Raw genomic sequence first — 18,958 nt, 5'->3', positions numbered from 1 at the left:
AGGCGCGGACGTCCTGAGCGGCGGGCGCGGGGGGCACCACGAGCGCTCCCCGCGACCGGACGTCCGCGCGTGGCTCAGCCGACCTTCTCCAGCTCCGGCTCCTCGCCGCCGCGCGTGGCGATGCCGGGGTTGCGGCTCTTGAGGACCGACCAGCCGACACCGAGGGCGACGGCCCAGCCGGCGGCGACGTACAGGCAGACCCGCGCGTCCTTGTCGTACGCGATCATGCAGGTCACGAGGATGAGGAAGAGCAGCGCGACCCAGCTGAACAGGGCGCCGCCGGGGGCGGGGAAGGACGAGGCGCGCAGCCGGCCCGCGTCGACGGCGGCGCGGTAGCGGATGTGGCTGACGAGGATCATCATCCAGGTCCAGATGCCGGCCGCGGTGGCGACGGAGGTGACATAGAGGAACGCCTTCTCCGGGACGACGTAGTTGAGGATCACGCCGATGCCCATGAGCGCCACGGAGACGGTGATGCCGATGGCCGGCGTCTTGCGGCTGTTGAGCTTGCCGAACGCCTGCGGGGCCTCGCTGTTGGCGGCCAGGTCGCGCAGCATGCGGCCGGTGGAGTACATGCCGGAGTTGCAGGACGACAGGGCCGCGGTGAGGACCACGAAGTTGACGATGCCCGCGGCGAGCGGGATGCCGATCTTGCCGAAGGCGTGCACGAAGGGGCTCTCACCGGCGGAGAACTCGGTCCACTTCACGACGGAGAGGATCACCAGGAGGGCGCCGACGTAGAAGACGATGATGCGCCAGGGCAGCGTGTTGATGGCCTTGGGCAGGGTCTTCTCGGGGTTCTCGGACTCGCCCGCGGTGACGCCGACCAGCTCGACGGCGAGGTAGGCGAACATGACGCCCTGGAGCGTCATCAGGCTGGAGCCGATGCCGTTGGGGAAGAACCCGCCGTGCGACCAGAGGTTGGAGACGGCGGCGGTGTCACCGGCGTCCGAGAAGCCCAGGGTGAGCACGCCGAGGCCGATGACGATCATGCCGATGATGGCCGTGACCTTGACCATCGAGAACCAGAACTCGACCTCGCCGAAGATCTTGACGGAGATCAGGTTGACGCCGAAGAGCACCACGAGGAACACCAGGGCGCTGACCCACTGCGGGATGTCCGGGAACCAGAAGTGGATGTAGATCGCGGCGGCCGTCAGCTCGGCCATGCCGGTGACCACCCACATGAGCCAGTACGTCCAGCCCGTGACGAAGCCGAAGAAGGGGCCCAGGAACTCCCGGGCGTACTCGGCGAAGGAGCCGGAGACGGGCCGGTACAGGAGCAGCTCGCCCAGGGCCCGCATGATGAAGAAGATGACGACGCCCGCGAGGGCGTACATGAGGATGATGCTGGGTCCGGCCTTTGCGATGTTCGCACCGGCACCCATGAACAGGCCGACGCCGATGGCGCCGCCGATCGCGATCATCTGGACCTGACGGCTGCCGAGGCCGCGCTCGTACCCCTCTTCGGGGGCACCCGTGGCCGTCGTGTCGGTGACCTTCCCAGAGGTCATGTCTTGTGCGCCTTTCTCCATGCCGACCCGGGCCTTTCGTCGGCCGCGGATCGGGTCTCGATCCCCCCGGATTGCTGGAGCTGTGCCCGGCCGGCGGTCCGCCGGCCCTGTGGCGCACCCGGCCGAACATTCGGGTGGTGCTCGGCGGGCGGTCGTGAAGATTTATCACGGCCGCAACGGTGATCGGCGGGGGCGTGTGTGGCGCATCCCACAGGGAGAACCGGACAAAATCACCGCCGCCCCGCATAGCGGGTGGCGGCGGTGACGGGATCGTTATCCGGATTTGAGCGTCCGCTGAGCGAACACAGAACCCTCACATATCGGCACGGAAAGGTCGCGAGAGCGGATGGATCAGGGCATGAGGGTGGCGACCAGGGTCTCCTGGAGGCCGCCGAGCCACAGATAGGCCATCACCATCGGCTTGCGGGAGTCCTCGTCGGGGAGGCGGAACAGCAGATCGGTGTCGTCCTCGTCGGTGATCTCCAGCCGGGAACCGATGGCCAGGCGCAGGTCGTTGAGGGCGCTGAGCCACTGCTGGGACTCCTCGGCGGACAGCTTGAGCACCGCGGCGCCGTCACCGGCGCTCTCGGCGCTGAGCGCGTCCAGGGTGCGCACCACCGCGAGCGCGTTCTCCCGCTTGCCGGCGCGCAGGTCGTTCTCCGTGTAGCGGCGGAACTCGGCGGAGTACGCCCGCTGTTCCTCGGCCTCCTCGGCCTGCGGGGTGCCCTCGGGGTCGCTGTAGGCGTCGGGGAACAGGCGCTTGAGCACGGGGTCGGAGGGCGGCTCGCTGGGGCCCTCGGCGAACAGCTCGGCGAGCGGGTCGTCGGAGGCGTCGCCGGCCGGGCCGGGTCCGATGAGCTCCAGCAGCTGGACGGCCAGCGACCGGATGATGGAGATCTCGACGTCGTCGAGAGCGACGGCGGCGCCGCCGCCGGGGACGGGTTCGAAGGTTCCTGGCATGGAGACGATTCGCTACTTCCGGTCCTGCTGGAGGGTGGCCCACAGGCCGTAGCCGTGCATGGCCTGCACGTCGCGTTCCATCTCCTCGCGGGATCCGCTGGAGACGACCGCCCGGCCCTTGTGGTGGACGTCGAGCATGAGCTTGGTGGCCTTGTCCTTGCTGTACCCGAAATACGTCTGGAAGACGTACGTCACGTAGCTCATGAGGTTGACCGGGTCGTTGTGGACGATCGTGACCCAGGGGACGTCGGGCTCGGGGACGGCGAACACTTCCTCCGCCGACTCGGTGCGTTCGATCTCTAGGGGAGCGGGTGACGTCACAGTGCCCATGCTGCCACCGCAGGGGGGTGGTCGCACAAATCCCCGGCCCCGACCGCCCCCAAATCGTCAGACTGACGAAATGGGGGTACGATGCGTGGCCATGAACACAGCGGACCTTGGGCTGCCGGTGGAAGTCCCCTCGACGGCGCTCTTCACGGACCAGTACGAGCTGACGATGCTGCAGGCCGCGCTGCGCGCGGGCACCGCCGAGCGGCGCAGCGTGTTCGAGGTCTTCACCCGGCGGCTGCCGCACGGCCGGCGCTACGGCGTGGTGGCCGGCACCGGACGCGTCCTGGACGCCGTGGAGAACTTCCGCTTCGACGCGGACGTCCTCGGCTTCCTGCGCGAGCGGGGCGTCGTCGACGAGCCGACGCTGCGCTGGCTGGCGGACTACCGGTTCTCCGGGGACATCTGGGGCTATCCGGAGGGCGAGGTCTACTTCCCGGGCTCGCCGATCCTGCGGGTGGAGGGCAGCTTCGCCGAGTGCGTGCTGCTGGAGACGGTGATCCTCTCCATCCTCAACCACGACTCGGCGATCGCCGCGGCCGCCTCGCGGATGTCCGCGGCCGCCGGGGACCGCCCGCTGATCGAGATGGGGGCCCGCCGCACCCACGAGCTGGCCGCGGTGGCCGCCTCGCGCGCCGCCTACATCGGCGGCTTCACCTCCACCTCCGACCTGGCCGCCGGCTTCCGGTACGGCATCCCGACCGTGGGCACCAGCGCCCACGCCTTCACGCTGCTGCACGACCGCGAGCGGGACGCCTTCCGGGCCCAGGTGGACTCCATGGGCCGCGGCACGACCCTGCTGGTCGACACCTACGACGTCACCGAGGCCGTCCGTACGGCCGTGGAGGTCGCCGGACCCGAGCTGGGCGCCGTCCGCATCGACTCGGGCGACCTGCTGCTGGTCGCGCACCGGGTCCGCCAGCAGCTGGACGAGCTGGGCGCGACCGGCACGCGGATCCTCGTCACGTCCGACCTGGACGAGTACGCCATCGCCTCGCTGGCGGCGGCGCCCGTGGACGCGTACGGCGTCGGCACCCAGCTGGTGACCGGCTCCGGGCACCCGACGGCCTCCATGGTCTACAAGCTGGTCGCCCGCGCCGAGTCCGCCGACGCCGGGGCGCCGCTGGTGCCGGTGGCGAAGAGGTCGACCGGCGGGAAGACGTCCGTCGGCGGACGCAAGTGGGCGGCGCGCCGGCTCGACGCCGACGGGGTCGCGGAGGCCGAGGTGATCGGCACCGGTCCGGTGCCCGAGGACCTCGCCGACCGGCGGCTGCTGACCCAGCTCGTCAAGGGAGGGGACGTCGTGGCGCGCGAGCCCCTGGACGCCGTCCGGGACCGGCACGCGGCGGCCCGCGCCAACCTGCCGCTGTCCGCGATGCAGCTCTCCCGGGGGGAACCCGTCATTCCGACGGAGTACGTCCACACGCGCCCGGGTAGCCAGACGGGGGCGTGAACGGGCGCGCCCGCAGTGCCCGCCCCATGCCCCCTCCCGCACCGCACGCGAAGTCTCTAGGCTCGGAGGTTCACGGCCGGGCCCACACCGATCCACCGTCCCGACCTCAGCGTCCATAACCGAAGGACACCGACCATGCGCCGCGCCTTGATCGTCGTAGACGTGCAGAACGACTTCTGCGAGGGGGGCAGCCTCGCGGTGGCGGGCGGCGCCGACGTGGCCGCCGCCGTCACGGAGCTGATCGGTCAGGCGGCCGGGTCCGGCTACCAGCACGTCGTGGCCACGCGCGACCACCACATCGCGCCGGGCGGGCACTTCTCCGCCCACCCGGACTTCGTCCAGTCGTGGCCGGCGCACTGTGTGGCGGGCACCGAGGGCGTGGGCTTCCACCCGAACTTCGCGCCCGCGGTGGCCTCCGGCGCGATCGACGCCGTCTTCGACAAGGGGGCGTACGCCGCGGCGTACAGCGGGTTCGAGGGCGCCGACGAGAACGGCGTGCGGCTCGCGGACTGGCTGCGGGCCCGGGAGGTCACCGAGGTGGACGTGGTGGGCATCGCCACCGACCACTGTGTGCGGGCCACCGCGCTGGACGCGGCGCGCGAGGGCTTCCGTACGCAGGTGCTGCTGGACCTGACCGCCGGCGTGGCCGCGGAGACCACCGAGCGGGCGCTGGAGGAGCTGCGCGAGGCCGGCGTGGAGCTGACCGGCAAGCCCGTGGTGGCGTAGCCGTCCGAGGGGCCGCGAGGTCCGCTACGGCTGGGCGGGGGCGGCGGGGCGGCGCATCAGGGCCCGGATCGGGTGCCAGAGCTCCTGGGCCGGTCCGGGGACGAGGCCCGGCACGGCGGGGACGACGTCGGGGCAGGGGGCCGTGCGCCATATCAGCCCGTCCGGGTGGTGCAGGACCGCGGTGATCTCGTCCGGGGTCGGCGGGGCGGCGTTCCCCCGCAGGTAGACGGCGCGCAGGCCCAGGTTGCGGAGCCTGGTCAGGGCTCGGGCGCGATTGCGGGCGTGCACCAGGACACGGACGCTGCCCGTGCCGTCGGGGGTGGGTCTGGGCAGGTTCAGCGCCACCACCACGCTGCCGGTCGGCAGCTTGCAGAAACCTCCTGCGGCCATACGGTCACACCCCCGTGCGATGCGGTGTCGAGGTCGGGTCCGCCTCCGGTGCCGGAGCCGGTGTCAATAACGGAAGCACAGGGTGCACCTAAACACGACCGGCGGCAACCCCGCCAGGGGGCTGCCGCCGATCATGCTCTGACCTGCAGTTTTACTTCTTACTTCGCCGCGGGGCCCACTTCGAGCTCGATCGTGGAGCCGTCCTTGGCCTCCTTGACGATCTTGATCTTGGTGTTGGTGTCAGTGATCTTGACACCGGCGGAGGGGTTCGACGCGTCGTAGTAGGTGTTGGTGCGGTCGTTGAAGACCGACACACCCGGACGCGACGGGATCTTCGCCGCGACGTCCGCGTTGTGCAGCGTCATGCCGTCCGTGCGGAAGGTGCTGAACGGGGAGTCGTAGGCCTGGATGCGGTTGCGCATCAGCGTGCCGTTCGTCCACTTCAGCTGGGTCGGGTGCGAGTCGATCGGCAGGATCAGGCCGGCGCCCGGGTGCTGGCTGGTGTTGTTGTCCAGCTGCGAGGTGTCCCACTTCCAGATGAGCAGACCGTTCTGGTAGGCGTAGTGCTCCACCCAGTCCGGACGGGTCGTCGAGAAGCCGAAGTTGTACGGGCCCGTCTTCAGCGTCTTGTCGTACGACACGTACTGGCGGTTCTCGGCGATGTAGTACTGGGCGTAGTCGTCCGTGATGGACGCGCCGATGCGCGAGAAGCCCTTCTTCGTCCAGGCGTCGTCGGCGGTCTCGGCGTCGTCCGAGAACACCGCCGAACCGTCGGCGGTCACCGCGATGTTGTCGGCCGCGAAGCCCTTCTGGGCCACGCCGCCGTCCGTCTGGTAGCGGAAGCGCAGGTCGAACTTCTTGCCCGCGTAGGCGTCGAGCGGGAAGACCAGCTTCTTCCAGGCGCCGGAGGTGCCGTCGATCGCCGGCTTGCCGCTGGCGTCCTTGCCGAGGGCGGTGCCGTCGGCGGTGCCGTCCAGAGCGGTCCAGTTGGCGCCACCGTCGGTGGACACCTCGGTGTAGAGGTAGTCGTAACCGGCCTCGATGTCCCACCAGCCGTCGAGCGTCAGCGAGGCGGCCGACTTGCCGGTCAGGTCGACCGAACGGGTCAGCGTGTTGGAGAGGCTGTCACCGCTGCCGCTCCACCACTGGTTCTCGCCCTGCGCCGGCTGGACGATCTCGGTGGTGACCTTCTTCTTGGGCAGCTCGACCACGAGGGCCTGCTTGTGCTTGGTGTTGTACTCGGCGACACCCAGCTTGTGCCACGAGCTCGTGGCGGCCTTGGCCGTGTCGTACTTCAGCCAGCCCAGCTGCAGCTTGTCCCAGGCGGTCATGTCGCCGGGGAGGTCACCGATCTCCTTCTTGCCGGTGCCCAGCCAGGAACCGGAGGACATCAGCGTCCAGAACCCGGTGGAGTTCTCGCCGCCCTGCGTGTCGTAGAGGTCCGGCAGACCGAGGTCGTGGCCGTACTCGTGCGCGTAGACGCCGAGGCCGCCGTTCTCCGGCTGCACGGTGTAGTCGCCGACCCAGATCCCGGTGTCGCCGATCTGCGCGCCGCCCAGCTTGTTCTGCGCGGGGCCGGTGGCACCGGCGTCCGTGCCGAACGCGTACCAGCGGTGCGCCCAGATGGCGTCCGTGCCCTGGACGCCGCCGCCCGCGGACTCGTCCTCACCGGCGTGGACGATCTGGAAGTGGTCGATGTAGCCGTCCGGCTCGTTGAAGTCGCCGTCGCCGTCGAAGTCGTAGCGGTCCCACTGGTCGAACTGGGCGACGTCGGCCTTGATCTGCGCGTCGGTGCGGCCGGCCGCCTTCTGCTGCGCGACCCAGGAGTTCAGGCCGTCGCTGACGATGTTCCAGACGCTGGAGCAGTTCGTGTCGCCGCAGGCGTTGTTGCCGTAACGGGCCTCGTTGTAGGGCACCTTGACCCAGTCCGAGACCTCGCCGTCGACCGAGTAGCGGCCCGAGGACTGCTTCTCGTAGTACTTCTTGACCGACTCGGTGTTCTTGCCGGTGCCGAAGTACATGTCCTGGAAGTGCTTGCGGTTGTAGTCCGCCTTCCAGGCCGTCGAGTTGTCCTTCTTCGGGTCCGGCTTGGCTATCTGGTTGTGCAGCGGGCCGGGCGTGCCGCCGAACTGGCTGATCTGGTCCCCGAACTCGACCAGGATCGTGAAGATCTTGTCGGTCTTCTCACGGCCCAGCTCGACGTACTTGCTGTCGCCCTTCTTGCTCTTGAGCTCGACGACCTGCGAGCCACCGCGGTTCTTCACCTTGGTCTTGCCCGAGATGACCTGGTTGAGCGCTTCCTGCCGCTGCGCCTCCACGGTCTTGCTCAGGGGGCCTTCGAGGTCGTGGTCGGCGTGCTGCCGGTCCGCCGGGTCACGACGGTCCACGGAGGCCGGTGCGCCTTCGTCGGCCTGAGCCACCGCGAAGGTCGAGAACGTCGCCGCGGCTGTCGCGAGCGCGACGGCGGTCGCCGCCGTACGGAACGTCCAGGGTCTACTGGTCACTTGAGATCCTCCCCCGCGTTCGGGCGCGCGGAAGGAGGGTCCTGGTCAACATAGGATCCGCGCGCGCGTGATCAACGCGTGTAGTCAAGTGACGTCATTTGACTAGAGGTTAAGCAGAAAAAACAGACCTTGACTTGAACAGGTCAATTGCACTATGCGGAGTCGCCGTCCAGTTACCGAACGGCGGCCGGAGGGCGGGCGCGCACCGCCGTCCACCTGGTGGACGCCATGAATCCGTGCGCCCCCCGTGCACCGGCACTGTTGGTCAGGTCACGCTTACCGAACGTTCCTCTCGGGCATGGACGCCGATAGAGTCGGATGGCGGAACGCCCGGACGTCGGCGCAAAGCCAGGCCGAATCCCCCGTGCACCCCCGATTCCGAGGACACGATGACCATGCCTCGTCCGACTGCCGCACAGCTCGCCTACGGCTCGTGCACCGTGGTCTTCTCCACGCTCGCCATGCTGCTGCTGTCACAGACCGGTTCGGGCGCCGGGATCGCGGTCATCGCCTTGGCCGCGATGCTGCTCGGACTCCTGGTCGCCATGACGGTGCCCGTGCCGCGCGGGTCCCGTGGGGTGACGGTGGGCCGCTCCGCCGCGGCGGAGCGGGAGAAGACCGAGGAGCCCGCCCTCAGCAAGTCCTGACCCGCCCTCACGCGTCCGTGCTGACGACCACGGTCTTCGCCGCCTTGTCGTGCAGGCCCTGCTTGTAGGGCCGGTCGAAGAAGCTCCAGCCGCCGGCGATCGCGGTCCAGATGCAGGCGCAGCAGAAGGCGAACGGGATCCACAGCACCAGCGAGCGGATCAGCGTGGTCTGCACCGAGGGCGTGGCCCCGTTGTCGAGGTTGGCGACCCGCAGGTGCAGCAGCTTCTTGCCGATCGTCTGACCGGTCCGGGAGATCATGACCGTGTCGTAGCCGACGAAGAGCACGGCGGCGACCAGCGACTGCGCGAAGGACTTGCCGTACTGCACCTTGTCGGTGTCCACGTCGAGCTCGGTGACCCCGAACCCCCAGGTGATCAGCCAGACGACGACCGCCACCAGGATCAGGTCGATGAGCCGGGCCAGCGTGCGCTTGCCGCTGTCGGCGAGCGGCGGCATCCCGGCCAGCGGGTCGGCCGGCCCGCCGCCGTACGGGTCGCCTCCATAGGGACCACCGCCGTAGGGGCCACCGCCGTAGGGGCCACCGCCGCCGGGCGGGGGCGGGGGCGGCTGTCCGCCGTAGGGGCCGCCCTCACCGCCGGGTGGGGGCGGGGGCTGCCCGCCCTGGGGCGGCTGGTCGCCGTACGGCCCGGACGGGCCGCCGCCGGGCGGGGGCTGCTTCCGGAACGGGTCGTCGTCCGGGGGCTGGCCGGGGCCGGGAGGCGGTTCGCTGCTCATGGCCCGAGTCGACCGCGAACCGCACCGCCGCGCATCCGGCGCGGGGCCGTCCGGAGTACCGGATCATCCGGGCCGGACGGCGGACCCGCTCATCCGGCGACGAACGTACGCGCCGCCTTGTCGTGCAGGCACTGGTGCCAGGGCCGGTCGAACAGGCACCACAGCACCCCGACCACCCCGACCAGGAGCACGCCCGGCACGCTGTACACCAGCCAGCGGCGCACCGCCGCGCCGTACTCCGGCGGCTCGTGCGCCTCGATGTCGCGCACCTCCAGGCCGAACAGCTTCTTGCCCAGTGTGCGGCCCCACTTGGCGGTGGGCAGGGCCTCGTAGAGCCCGCCGACGACCAGCAGCACGGCCAGGATGATGCCGAGGTAGACCGACGTGGTGCCGTCCAGCAGCCAGACGGTGACGGTCCGTCCGGAGAGCTTGGCCGCCTCGATCTTGTCGTCGACGTGGTCGAGCGCCTTGGTGCCGAGCGGGACGGCCGCGACCGCCGTGACGGCGGCGAGCACCACGGTGTCCACCAGCCGGGCCGCCAGCCGCTTGCCGAGGCCGGCGGGCCGGGCGGCGGCCTGCCGCAGGGCGGCCGCCGCGAACGGGTCCTCCCGCACGGGCTTCCACGGGGCGACCGGGGGCCGGCCCTCGGCGACCGGGGGCCGGACGTCGGCATCCGGCTCCGCGAGCCGGTGGACCTGCTGCGCCCAGGAGGACTGGCCGCCGCCGGGACCCGGCGCGATCGGAGCCCCGGACGCGGCGGGGGCGGCGGGCGCGGGCTGCGGTCCGCCGGACTGCTGGGGGATGCCGGGCCCGGCCTGCTGGGGGCCGGAGGGCGGCGTGGGAGCGGGCTGGGCCGCGGGCGTCGCCTGGGCCGGCGAGGGGGCCGGAGAAGGGGCCGCGGCGGCCTTGCCGGCGCTGAAGCCGGGGCCCTGCGGGGCGTTCGCGGCCGTGCCGGGCGCGGGGGCGGGCGGTTCCTGAGTGCCGCCGCGCGGGTTCACCGCGCGGATGGCCATCGTGCCCGGGTCGGGGGCGGCGGCGGACCGCGCTCCCCCGCCGTCCGTCACGGGCCGGCGCATCAGGAAGGTGTCGGGCGCGGCCCCGCCGCCGGACTCCGTCTCCGGCTCGGCGGGCGCCGGGACGCGCGGGTCGGCGCCCTCCTGCTGGGCGCCCCAGGAGACCCGGCGGTCCTGGTCGCCGCCGAACCCGGTCTGCCGGGAGCGGTCGGCACCCCAGGCGGAGGCGGGTTCGGGGCGGCTGCCGTGCTGGGCGTCGCCCGGGGCGGGCCGGGCGACCGGGTCCTCGTCGAAGAAGTGCGGGCCGGTCTCCTCGACCGGGGCGGGCGCGTCGGCCGGCCGGGCGCCCGGCGGCGGGGCGAGCGGCTCGCCGTCGGTCGGGGCGGGACGGCTCGTGCCCGGCACCCAGGAGGCGCCGTTCCAGTACCGGACATATCCAGGAATGGACGGGTCCGGGTAATACCCTTCGCGGGGCCGGTCGTCACCGGGGGCCGGGGTTGGGGCGCTCATGTCCGTCGTCCGGTATCTGCTCGTGGGTCACTACGGGGGCTCCACATCTATCAGACGGACGCACCCGCCACCGCCGGTCCCACAGGTCCCGCCCCTTTCCGGGCAACCTCGTGCACGTACGTCACAGGTACGAAAGCCCGGCGGGGGGCCGGGCCGGAAAAAGTCCGCCCGAGTCGCGTAATGCGGCGCGGGGCCGCCCCTCTCCACTCGTACGGGCCCACCCGGGGAACCCGTACGTGTCACGAGAGAGGAACCCTGCCATGTCCCACACCGTCGTCGTCGAGCGCGAACTGGAGCTGCGGCTCATCCTGTCGCCCGAGCGCAGCGTCCCCGTCCCGGCCCGGCTGGGCTACCACAGCGACGACCCGTACGCCGTCCACGTCACCTTCCACATCGGCTCCGCGCAGCCCGTGCACTGGACGTTCTCCCGGGATCTGCTGGTCGAGGGGGTGTTCCGGCCGTGCGGGCACGGGGACGTGCGGGTGTGGCCGACGAAGTCGGACGGCCGCGGCGTGGTGCTGATGGCGCTGAGCTCGCCCGACGGGGACGCCCTGCTGGAGGCGCCCGCCGCGCAGGTGTCGGCGTGGCTGGAGCGGACGCTGCGGGCGGTGCCGCCCGGCACCGAGGCCGGGCGGCTCGGGATCGACGACGCGCTCGACGAGCTGCTCGCCCGGTGACGGGCGCCCGGGGGACGGGTCAGAACAGCTTGCCGGGGTTGAGGAGGTCCAGCGGGTCGAAGACCCGCTTGATCCCGCGCTGCATCTCGATGCCGACGGGGCCGATCTCGCGCGCCATCCACTCCTTCTTCAGCAGGCCCACGCCGTGTTCGCCCGTGATCGTGCCGCCGAGTTCCAGGCCGAGCGCCATGATCTCGTCGAACGACGCACGGGCGCGCCGGGACTCGTCGGGGTCGGCGGCGTCGAAGCAGACGGTGGGGTGGGTGTTGCCGTCGCCCGCGTGCGCGACGACCCCGATGGTGAGCCGGTGCCTCTCCGCGATCCGCTCGACGCCCTCGATCAGGTCGCCGAGCCGGGAGCGCGGCACGCACACGTCGTCGATCATGGTGACGCCCCGGACCGCCTCCAGCGCGGTCAGGGACAGCCTGCGTGCCTGGAGGAGGAGTTCGGACTCGGCGGCGTCGTCCGCCGGGACCACCTGGGTGGCGCCGGCCGCCTCGCACAGCGCGCCCACGGCGGCGAGGTCGGCGGCCGGGTCGGGGGTGTCGAAGGCGGCCAGCAGCAGGGCCTCGGTGGTCTCCGGCAGGCCCATCCTCGCCATGGAGTTGACGGCCGCGACCGTCGTGCGGTCCATCAGCTCCAGCAGGGACGGCACATGGCCGCCGGCCATGATCCGGCACACCGCGTCGCAGGCGGCGGCCGCGGACGCGAACTCGGCGGCCAGGACGAGCTGCTGGGGCGGCTTGGGACGCAGCGCGAGCACCGCCCGCACGACGATGCCGAGCGAGCCCTCGGAGCCGACGAACAGCCGCGTCAGGTCGTAGCCCGCCACGCCCTTGGCGGTGCGGCGGCCGGTGCTCATCAGGCGTCCGTCGGCGAGGACGACGTCGAGGCCGAGGACGTACTCGGCCGTCACCCCGTACTTCACACAGCACAGCCCGCCCGAGGCCGTGCCGATGTTCCCGCCGATGGTGCACATCTCCCAGCTGGAGGGGTCCGGCGGGTAGTACAGGCCGTGCTCGCCCACCGCGCGGGAGAGCGTCGCGTTGACGACGCCGGGCTCCACGACGGCGATCCGGTCGACCGGGTTGATCTCGAGGATGCGGTCCATCTTCGTCAGGGACAGCACGATGCAGCCGTCGGAGGCGTTGGCGCCGCCCGACAGGCCCGTGCGGGCTCCCTGCGGGACGACGGGGACGCGCAGCGCGGTGGCGGTGCGCATCACGTGCTGGACCTCTTCGACGGTGCGCGGGAGCACGACGACGGCGGGGACGCCGGCCGGGCAGAAGCCGGCCATGTCGTGCGCGTAGGAGGCGGTGACGTCGGTGTCGGTGACGACGGCCTCGGCGGGCAGACCGGCGAGCAGCCGCTCGGTGAGGTCACCCAGGGCCTGGTCGGGTGCGGCTTCGGTACGGCTCATTATCACAGCGTGACACCCGGGGCCATCGGTGTGAACCCCGTGCGCGGCACCCGTGGCCGGGCGGGTGTGGTCGTCGTGTCCACGCCCCGTTTCGCGCACAGTGACGCCATGGAGAACGAGGCCGTGGACCAGGGACAGGACGCGACCGGCCGGCGGCGCCTGCGGCGCCGGGTCCTGATCGCGTCGGTGGCGGGGTGTGCCGTGCTCGGCGGGGCGCTGGCGCTGCTGCCGTCCGGGCCTGCGCCGGTGCGGCCGCCCGCGCCGGCGCCGGGGGCGCGGGCGCTGACCGCGGTGACCTCGGGGGTGCCGGCGGCGCTGCCCGAGCTGGCGGCGCTGATCGAGCGGCGCGAGCGGCGAGTGCGGACGCACCCCCGGGACGCCGTGTCGTGGGCGGTTCTGGGGGCCGCGTACGTCGAGCAGGGGCGGCGGACAGGGGAGCCGGCGTACTACCCGAAGGCGGAGAAGGCGCTGCGGGCCTCGCTGGAGGTCCGGTCCCGCGACGCCGGGGCGCTGAGCGGCATGGCGGCCCTGGCGAACGCCCGGCGGGACTTCGGTGCGGCGCTGACCTGGGCGGAGGCGGCGGTGAAGGCGGACCCGAAGCGCTGGACGGCGTACCCCCAGCTGATCGACGCGCACACCGGCCTCGGGCACTACAAGGCGGCGGGTCGGGCCCTGGACCGGCTGCTGGCGCTGCGCTCGGGCCCGGCGGTGCGGGCGCGGGCGGCGGCCGTGTACCGGGACCGGGGGCGGCGCGAGGACGCGGCGGCGGCGCTGTCCGACGCGGCGGCCGGGGCCGCGGCCCCGGCCGAGCGGGCGGCCTATCTGGAGCGGGCCGGGCAGCTGGCCTTCGAGGGCGGTGACGTGGAGGCGGCCCTGCGGCACTTCCAGGAGGCGGTGCGGCTCGACCCGGACCAGCGGGCGGCGCTGGCCGGGCAGGGCCGGGCGCTGGCCGCGCTGGGCCGCACCACGGAGGCGCTGACCGCCTACCGGGCGGCCCTCGCGCGGCAGCCGTGTCCGGAGTACGCGCTGGAGCTGGGCGAGCTGTACGAGTCGCTGGGGCTCGGGCAGGCGGCGCGCGTGCAGTACGACCTGCTGCGCGAGCGGGCGGCGCGGGCCGCGGCGGCCGGGGTGGACGAGGAGCTGGTCCTGGGCCGGTTCGAGGCGGACCACGGGGACGCGGAGTCGGCGGTACGGCGGCTGCGCGCGGAGTGGCGGCGCCAGCCGGGGATCGCGGTCGCGGACGCGCTGGGCTGGGCGCTGCACCGGGCCGGGGAGGACGAGGAGGCCCTGAGGTTCGCCCGGCGGGCCACAGACCGGGCCAAGGGGGGTGGGGTGCGCAGCGCGCTGTACAGCTACCACCTGGGGATGATCGAGCGGGAGCTGGGCCGGGAGGGGCCGGCGCGGCGGCACCTCCAGGAGGCGCTGCGGATCAGTCCGCGTTTCTCGCCGACGCTGGTGCCGAGGGCCGAGGAGGCGCTGCGGGAGCTAGGGGAGCCGTCGGTGGAGGACGCCCCGGACTTCGAGGACTGGTCCGCCGGGGAGTGAGCCTCCCCGGCGGGCCCGGCCGTCAGAGGTTGCCGCGCTTGGCCTGCTCGCGCTCGATGGCCTCGAACAGGGCCTTGAAGTTGCCCTTGCCGAAGCCCATGGAGCCGTGGCGCTCGATCATCTCGAAGAAGACGGTCGGGCGGTCCTGGACCGGCTTGGTGAAGATCTGCAGCAGGTAGCCGTCCTCGTCGCGGTCGACGAGGATCTTCAGCTCGCGCAGGGTCTCGACGGGCACGCGGGTCTCGCCCGCCCACTCGCCGAGGGTGTCGTAGTACGAGTCCGGGGTGTCCAGGAACTGCACGCCGGCGGCGCGCATCTGGCGGACCGTGTGGACGATGTCGTTGGTGTTCAGCGCGATGTGCTGGACACCGGCGCCGCCGTAGAACTCCAGGTACTCGTCGATCTGGGACTTCTTCTTGGCGATGGCGGGCTCGTTGATCGGGAACTTGACCTTGAGCGTGCCGTCGGCCACGACCTTCGACATCAGCGCGCTGTACTCGGTCGCGATGTCGTCGCCCACGAACTCCTTCATGTTCGTGAAGCCCATGACCTTGTTGTAGAACTCGACCCACTCGTTCATCCGGCCGAGCTCGACATTGCCGACGCAGTGGTCGACGGCCTGGAAGGAGCGCTTGGCCGGCGGCTCGACGATCGGGGCGGCGGCGACGTAGCCCGGCAGGTACGGGCCGTCGTAGCCGGTGCGCTCGACCAGCGTGTGGCGGGTCTTGCCGTAGGTGGCGATGGCGGCGAGGACGACGGTGCCGTGCTCGTCCTTCAGCTCGTACGGCTCGGCGACCGAGGTGGCGCCGTGCTCGATCGCGTAGGCGTAGGCGGCGCGGGCGTCCGGGACCTCGATGGCGAGGTCGTACACGCCGTCGCCGTGCGCGGCCACGTGGTCCTCGAGGAAGGCGCCCCACTCGGTGGACCGCTTGATCACGGAGGTGAGGACGAAGCGGGCCGAGCCGCTCTCCAGCACGTACGAGGCGGTCTCGCGGTTGCCGTTCTCCGGTCCGGAGTAGGCGACCAGCTGCATGCCGAAGGCGGTGGAGTAGTAGTGCGCCGCCTGCTTGGCGTTGCCCACGGCGAAGACGACCGCGTCCATTCCCTTGACCGGGAAGGGGTCGGCCTGCCGTGCGGTGTCGGGAGTGTGGTGTGTGGTCTGCGTCATAGGCGCAGCCTCGCCCGGCACGGCAAGGTGCGCAATAGTTTCGTTCTCCGCTGGGCATTCTGCATAGCACCAGGGCGGTGCACGCGGACTTTCTGTACAGGATGACCACCCCGGAAGGGGGTCGTTATGGCGATCGACCGGCTGGACGGGCGGATCATCGCGCTGCTGGCGCGCGAGCCGCGGATCGGGGTGCTGGAGATGTCCCGGCGGCTGGGGGTGGCCCGCGGGACCGCGCAGGCGCGGCTGGACCGTCTTCAGTCGAACGGAGTCATCCGCGGTTTTGGGCCCGAGGTCGATCCGGCGGCCCTCGGCTACCCGGTCACGGCGTTCGCCACGCTGCAGATCCGGCAGGGTCAAGGAGCCGACGTACGGGCGCACTTGGCGTCCGTGCCGGAGGTGCTGGAGCTGCACACCACCACCGGCACCGGGGACATGCTGTGCCGGCTGGTGGCGCGCTCGAACGCCGATCTTCAACGTGTGATCGACCGGGTCGTCGGTTTCGATGGGATCGTCCGGGCCTCCACCGCGATCGTCATGGAGAACCCCGTTCCGCTGCGGGTCATCCCGCTGGTGGAACAGGCGGCGGAGGACCGGGAGCACGGCTAGCGGCGCGATCAGCTGGGGGTGAGTCCTCGTGAGCTTCTGGGAGTACCTGGGCAACCGCCACCAGCAGTTGTTCGCCGACGCCCTGCAGCACGCCAGCGCGGTCCTGCAGTGCATGGTGGTGGCGACCCTCATCGGGGTGCTGATCGGGGTGCTGACGTACCGCAGCGAGTGGGCGGGGAACCTGGCCACGCTGACCACCTCGGGCATCCTGACCATCCCGTCGCTCGCCATGATCGGCCTGCTCATCCCGATCGTGGGGCTGGGCGTGGCGCCGACGGTGATCGCGCTGACCCTGTACGGACTGCTGCCGATCGTGCGCAACTGCATCGTCGGCCTGCGCGGGGTCGACCCCTCGCTGGTGGACGCGGCCCGCGGGATCGGGATGTCCCGGCTCGCGCAGCTGCTGCGGGTGGAGCTGCCGCTCGCCTGGCCTCCGATCCTGACCGGCATCCGGGTCGCCACCCAGATGCTGATGGGCATCGCCGCGATCGCCGCGTACGCCTCCGGCCCCGGCCTCGGCAACGTGATCTTCCGGGGGCTCGCCTCGCTGGGCAGCGCCAACGCGCTCAACCAGGTGCTCGCGGGCACCATCGGGATCATCATCCTCGCGCTGCTGTTCGACGCCGCGTACGTCGTCCTCGGACGGCTGACCATTCCCAGGGGGATCCGTGTCTGACAGCGAGCACCACGGTGCCTCCATCGAGCTGGAGAACCTGACCAAGCGCTACCCCGGCAGCCCGCAGCCGGCCGTCGACAACGTGAACATGGAGATCAGGGCGGGCGAGGTCGTGATCTTCGTCGGGCCCTCCGGGTGCGGGAAGTCCACGACCCTGAAGATGATCAACCGGCTGATCGAGCCGACCGGCGGCCGTATCCGCATCGGCGGCGAGGACGTCACCGACATGGACCCGGTGAAGCTGCGCCGGCGCCTCGGCTACGCCATCCAGTCCGCCGGGCTGTTCCCGCACATGACGGTCGCCCAGAACATCGGCCTCGTACCGAAGATGATCGGCTGGTCCAAGGCCCGGATCGCCTCCCGCGTCGAGGAACTGCTCGACCTGGTGGGCCTCGACCCCGGCGAGTTCCACGGCCGCTACCCCCGTCAGCTCTCCGGCGGGCAGCAGCAGCGGGTCGGCGTGGCACGGGCGCTGGCCGCCGACCCGCCCGTGCTGCTGATGGACGAGCCGTTCGGCGCCGTCGACCCGATCACCCGGGACCACCTCCAGGACGAGCTGATCCGGCTCCAGCACGAGCTGCACAAGACCATCGTGTTCGTCACCCACGACTTCGACGAGGCCATCAAGATCGGCGACCGGATCGCGGTGCTGCGCGAACGCTCCCACATCGCCCAGTTCGACACCCCGGAGGCCATCCTCACCAACCCGGCCGACGACTTCGTCTCCGGGTTCGTCGGCGCTGGCGCGGCGCTGAAGCGGCTGAACCTGACCCGGGTGCGGGACGTGGAGATCACCGACTACCCGACGGTGACCGTCGACGACCCGCTCCAGGAGATCTTCAACCGGCTGCGCTCCAGCGGCACCAACGAGATCCTGCTGCTCGACAAGCGGCGCCGCCCCTACAAGTGGGTGCGGCGCGGCGACCTGATGCGGGCCCGCGGTTCGCTGGCCCGCGCCGGGACGCTGGTCAGCGACACCGTGACCCGGGACGCCACCCTGCGGGACGCCCTGGAGGCGGTCCTCACCGACAACGCGGGGCGCGTCGCGGTGACCGGGCGGCGCGGCGAGTACACGGGCGTCGTCGACATGGAGACGCTGATCAACTCCGTGCACGAACTGCTGGAGGCCGACCGGCTGGAGGCGCTGGAGGCGCAGCACGAGCTGGAGGGCCAGCGCAGCGGGGTCACCCACGCCGAGCAGGAGGGCGGCACGGAAGGGCAGAAGGCGTGAGCACGCCCCGGGCCCCGGGCGCGCCGGCGCGGGAGGAACCCCCCGTTCCCGAGGACGACGAGGCGCCCCCTCCCCCGCCCTCCAGACGGCCGCCGCGCAAGCTGAGCTGGCAGAAGCTCACCATCGTGCCGGCGATGCTGGTGGTGCTGCTGCTGGCGACCTGGCTGTGGTTCCGGCAGGCCGACCTCGACCCGGTCTCCGAGAACGCGCTGTCCAACGGCCAGGTCTCGCAGGCCCTGTGGGAGCACATCGAACTGACCGTGATCTCCACGTTCTTCGTACTGATCATCGCGATCCCGCTGGGCATCCTGCTGACCCGGCGGGCCTTCCGCAAGGCCACCCCGGTGGCGCTGGCCTTCGCCAACATGGGCCAGGCGACCCCGGCGATCGGGCTGCTCGCCCTGCTGGTGATCTGGCTGGGCATCGGCCGCAGGGCCGCGCTGATCGGCATCATCATCTACGCCGTCCTGCCGGTGCTGTCCAACACGATCGCCGGTCTCAAGGCGAACGACCCGACGCTGCTGGAGGCGGCGCGCGGCATCGGGATGTCCCCGGCGGGCGTGCTGACCCGGGTGGAACTGCCGCTGGCGGTACCGCTGATCCTGGCGGGCGTGCGCACGGCCCTCGTCCTCAACGTCGGTACGGCGACCCTCGCGGTGTTCGGCGGCGGCGGCGGGCTGGGCGTGCTGATCACGGCCGGCATCACCAACCAGCGGATGCCGGTGCTGGTGCTGGGCTCGATCCTCACCGTGTCGCTGGCGCTGCTGGTGGACTGGCTGGCGTCGCTGGCCGAGGTGCTGCTGCGGCCGAGGGGGCTGGACCTGTGAGGCGGGTGGGAGGCGCGGTGGGCCGGAG

At 71.7% G+C, this 18,958-nt stretch carries 18 protein-coding genes; 9 read left to right on the top strand and 9 right to left on the bottom strand.

The window, feature by feature from the left end; all coding sequences use genetic code 11:
* Positions 1-74: 74 nt before the first annotated feature.
* The 3 genes from ACFV46_RS19005 to clpS all read right to left on the bottom strand — a co-directional run bounded on the left by ACFV46_RS19005 (position 75) and on the right by clpS (position 2,804).
* Positions 75-1,514: an amino acid permease gene (locus tag ACFV46_RS19005; protein WP_361924526.1), complete on the bottom strand. Its 1,440-nt coding sequence runs from the start codon at positions 1,512-1,514 to the stop codon at positions 75-77.
* 351 nt (positions 1,515-1,865) lie between these two features.
* The gene (locus ACFV46_RS19000) at positions 1,866-2,474 is read right to left on the bottom strand and encodes a DUF2017 domain-containing protein (RefSeq protein WP_361924524.1); all 609 of its coding nucleotides are present in this window, start codon (positions 2,472-2,474) and stop codon (positions 1,866-1,868) included.
* Between the two features lie 12 nt (positions 2,475-2,486).
* Complete coding sequence (gene clpS, locus ACFV46_RS18995) at positions 2,487-2,804, bottom strand: ATP-dependent Clp protease adapter ClpS (RefSeq protein WP_055623360.1); 318 nt, start codon at positions 2,802-2,804, stop codon at positions 2,487-2,489.
* Between the two features lie 91 nt (positions 2,805-2,895).
* Here clpS and ACFV46_RS18990 point away from each other — a divergent pair, with 91 nt between their 5' ends.
* Both ACFV46_RS18990 and ACFV46_RS18985 read left to right on the top strand, forming a co-directional pair.
* The gene (locus tag ACFV46_RS18990; protein WP_361924522.1) at positions 2,896-4,254 is read left to right on the top strand and encodes a nicotinate phosphoribosyltransferase; all 1,359 of its coding nucleotides are present in this window, start codon (positions 2,896-2,898) and stop codon (positions 4,252-4,254) included.
* Between the two features lie 135 nt (positions 4,255-4,389).
* A complete protein-coding gene (locus tag ACFV46_RS18985) occupies positions 4,390-4,980 on the top strand; it encodes an isochorismatase family protein (protein ID WP_062665208.1) in 591 nt (196 codons plus the stop codon).
* Between the two features lie 24 nt (positions 4,981-5,004).
* On the opposite strand, the gene ACFV46_RS18980 is transcribed toward ACFV46_RS18985, so the two are convergent.
* Complete coding sequence (locus ACFV46_RS18980) at positions 5,005-5,370, bottom strand: hypothetical protein (RefSeq protein WP_361924518.1); 366 nt, start codon at positions 5,368-5,370, stop codon at positions 5,005-5,007.
* Between the two features lie 158 nt (positions 5,371-5,528).
* Complete coding sequence (locus tag ACFV46_RS18975; RefSeq protein WP_376726778.1) at positions 5,529-7,874, bottom strand: immune inhibitor A domain-containing protein; 2,346 nt, start codon at positions 7,872-7,874, stop codon at positions 5,529-5,531.
* Between the two features lie 395 nt (positions 7,875-8,269).
* Here ACFV46_RS18975 and ACFV46_RS18970 point away from each other — a divergent pair, with 395 nt between their 5' ends.
* Positions 8,270-8,521 (top strand): hypothetical protein, encoded by a 252-nt coding sequence (locus ACFV46_RS18970; protein WP_385498930.1) that lies wholly within the window; start codon positions 8,270-8,272, stop codon positions 8,519-8,521.
* Between the two features lie 7 nt (positions 8,522-8,528).
* Here the strand turns inward: ACFV46_RS18970 and ACFV46_RS18965 are convergent, their stop codons facing one another.
* Positions 8,529-9,257: an RDD family protein gene (locus ACFV46_RS18965; RefSeq protein WP_385498929.1), complete on the bottom strand. Its 729-nt coding sequence runs from the start codon at positions 9,255-9,257 to the stop codon at positions 8,529-8,531.
* 89 nt (positions 9,258-9,346) lie between these two features.
* Positions 9,347-10,780, bottom strand: a complete 1,434-nt coding sequence (locus tag ACFV46_RS18960; RefSeq protein ID WP_385498928.1) for an RDD family protein — start codon at positions 10,778-10,780, stop codon at positions 9,347-9,349.
* Positions 10,781-11,040: 260 nt separating this feature from the next.
* Here ACFV46_RS18960 and ACFV46_RS18955 point away from each other — a divergent pair, with 260 nt between their 5' ends.
* On the top strand, positions 11,041-11,457 hold the full coding sequence (locus ACFV46_RS18955; protein ID WP_385498927.1) for an SsgA family sporulation/cell division regulator: 417 nt from the start codon (positions 11,041-11,043) through the stop codon (positions 11,455-11,457).
* A gap of 19 nt (positions 11,458-11,476) precedes the next feature.
* Here the strand turns inward: ACFV46_RS18955 and ACFV46_RS18950 are convergent, their stop codons facing one another.
* Positions 11,477-12,883, bottom strand: a complete 1,407-nt coding sequence (locus tag ACFV46_RS18950) for an FAD-binding oxidoreductase (protein ID WP_385498926.1) — start codon at positions 12,881-12,883, stop codon at positions 11,477-11,479.
* A 102-nt stretch (positions 12,884-12,985) separates the two neighbouring features.
* Between ACFV46_RS18950 and ACFV46_RS18945 the strand changes: the two genes are divergently transcribed.
* Complete coding sequence (locus ACFV46_RS18945) at positions 12,986-14,422, top strand: tetratricopeptide repeat protein (RefSeq protein ID WP_385498940.1); 1,437 nt, start codon at positions 12,986-12,988, stop codon at positions 14,420-14,422.
* A 22-nt stretch (positions 14,423-14,444) separates the two neighbouring features.
* Here the strand turns inward: ACFV46_RS18945 and hppD are convergent, their stop codons facing one another.
* Positions 14,445-15,590: a 4-hydroxyphenylpyruvate dioxygenase gene (hppD, locus tag ACFV46_RS18940; RefSeq protein WP_361924504.1), complete on the bottom strand. Its 1,146-nt coding sequence runs from the start codon at positions 15,588-15,590 to the stop codon at positions 14,445-14,447.
* A gap of 126 nt (positions 15,591-15,716) precedes the next feature.
* Here hppD and ACFV46_RS18935 point away from each other — a divergent pair, with 126 nt between their 5' ends.
* From ACFV46_RS18935 to ACFV46_RS18920, 4 genes are read left to right on the top strand one after another with little or no spacing between them, the layout of a single operon-like run.
* Positions 15,717-16,196: an Lrp/AsnC family transcriptional regulator gene (locus ACFV46_RS18935; protein ID WP_283293047.1), complete on the top strand. Its 480-nt coding sequence runs from the start codon at positions 15,717-15,719 to the stop codon at positions 16,194-16,196.
* Positions 16,197-16,224: 28 nt separating this feature from the next.
* Complete coding sequence (locus tag ACFV46_RS18930; protein ID WP_361924502.1) at positions 16,225-16,872, top strand: ABC transporter permease; 648 nt, start codon at positions 16,225-16,227, stop codon at positions 16,870-16,872.
* On the top strand, positions 16,865-18,103 hold the full coding sequence (locus ACFV46_RS18925; protein ID WP_361924500.1) for a betaine/proline/choline family ABC transporter ATP-binding protein: 1,239 nt from the start codon (positions 16,865-16,867) through the stop codon (positions 18,101-18,103). Before ACFV46_RS18930 ends, ACFV46_RS18925 begins: the two co-directional genes overlap by 8 nt.
* The gene (locus tag ACFV46_RS18920; RefSeq protein WP_376726782.1) at positions 18,100-18,930 is read left to right on the top strand and encodes an ABC transporter permease; all 831 of its coding nucleotides are present in this window, start codon (positions 18,100-18,102) and stop codon (positions 18,928-18,930) included. The genes ACFV46_RS18925 and ACFV46_RS18920 overlap by 4 nt, the downstream gene beginning before the upstream one ends.
* Positions 18,931-18,958: the final 28 nt, after the last annotated feature.

The sequence above is a fragment of the Streptomyces sp. NPDC059852 genome (assembly GCF_042731455.1).
Classification (GTDB): domain Bacteria; phylum Actinomycetota; class Actinomycetes; order Streptomycetales; family Streptomycetaceae; genus Streptomyces.
This window is presented reverse-complemented; position numbering and strand designations above follow the sequence as displayed.

What these genes read in the sequence shown, in the direction of transcription:
- ACFV46_RS18935 (WP_283293047.1), top strand. Translation starts at nt 15,717, where the DNA reads ATGGCGATCGACCGGCTGGACGGGCGGATCATCGCGCTGCTGGCGCGC.
- ACFV46_RS18980 (WP_361924518.1), bottom strand. Translation starts at nt 5,370, where the DNA reads ATGGCCGCAGGAGGTTTCTGCAAGCTGCCGACCGGCAGCGTGGTGGTG.
- clpS (WP_055623360.1), bottom strand. Translation starts at nt 2,804, where the DNA reads ATGGGCACTGTGACGTCACCCGCTCCCCTAGAGATCGAACGCACCGAG.
- ACFV46_RS18970 (WP_385498930.1), top strand. Translation starts at nt 8,270, where the DNA reads ATGCCTCGTCCGACTGCCGCACAGCTCGCCTACGGCTCGTGCACCGTG.
- ACFV46_RS19005 (WP_361924526.1), bottom strand. Translation starts at nt 1,514, where the DNA reads ATGACCTCTGGGAAGGTCACCGACACGACGGCCACGGGTGCCCCCGAA.
- ACFV46_RS19000 (WP_361924524.1), bottom strand. Translation starts at nt 2,474, where the DNA reads ATGCCAGGAACCTTCGAACCCGTCCCCGGCGGCGGCGCCGCCGTCGCT.
- hppD (WP_361924504.1), bottom strand. Translation starts at nt 15,590, where the DNA reads ATGACGCAGACCACACACCACACTCCCGACACCGCACGGCAGGCCGAC.
- ACFV46_RS18985 (WP_062665208.1), top strand. Translation starts at nt 4,390, where the DNA reads ATGCGCCGCGCCTTGATCGTCGTAGACGTGCAGAACGACTTCTGCGAG.
- ACFV46_RS18965 (WP_385498929.1), bottom strand. Translation starts at nt 9,257, where the DNA reads ATGAGCAGCGAACCGCCTCCCGGCCCCGGCCAGCCCCCGGACGACGAC.
- ACFV46_RS18945 (WP_385498940.1), top strand. Translation starts at nt 12,986, where the DNA reads ATGGAGAACGAGGCCGTGGACCAGGGACAGGACGCGACCGGCCGGCGG.
- ACFV46_RS18960 (WP_385498928.1), bottom strand. Translation starts at nt 10,780, where the DNA reads ATGAGCGCCCCAACCCCGGCCCCCGGTGACGACCGGCCCCGCGAAGGG.
- ACFV46_RS18990 (WP_361924522.1), top strand. Translation starts at nt 2,896, where the DNA reads ATGAACACAGCGGACCTTGGGCTGCCGGTGGAAGTCCCCTCGACGGCG.
- ACFV46_RS18955 (WP_385498927.1), top strand. Translation starts at nt 11,041, where the DNA reads ATGTCCCACACCGTCGTCGTCGAGCGCGAACTGGAGCTGCGGCTCATC.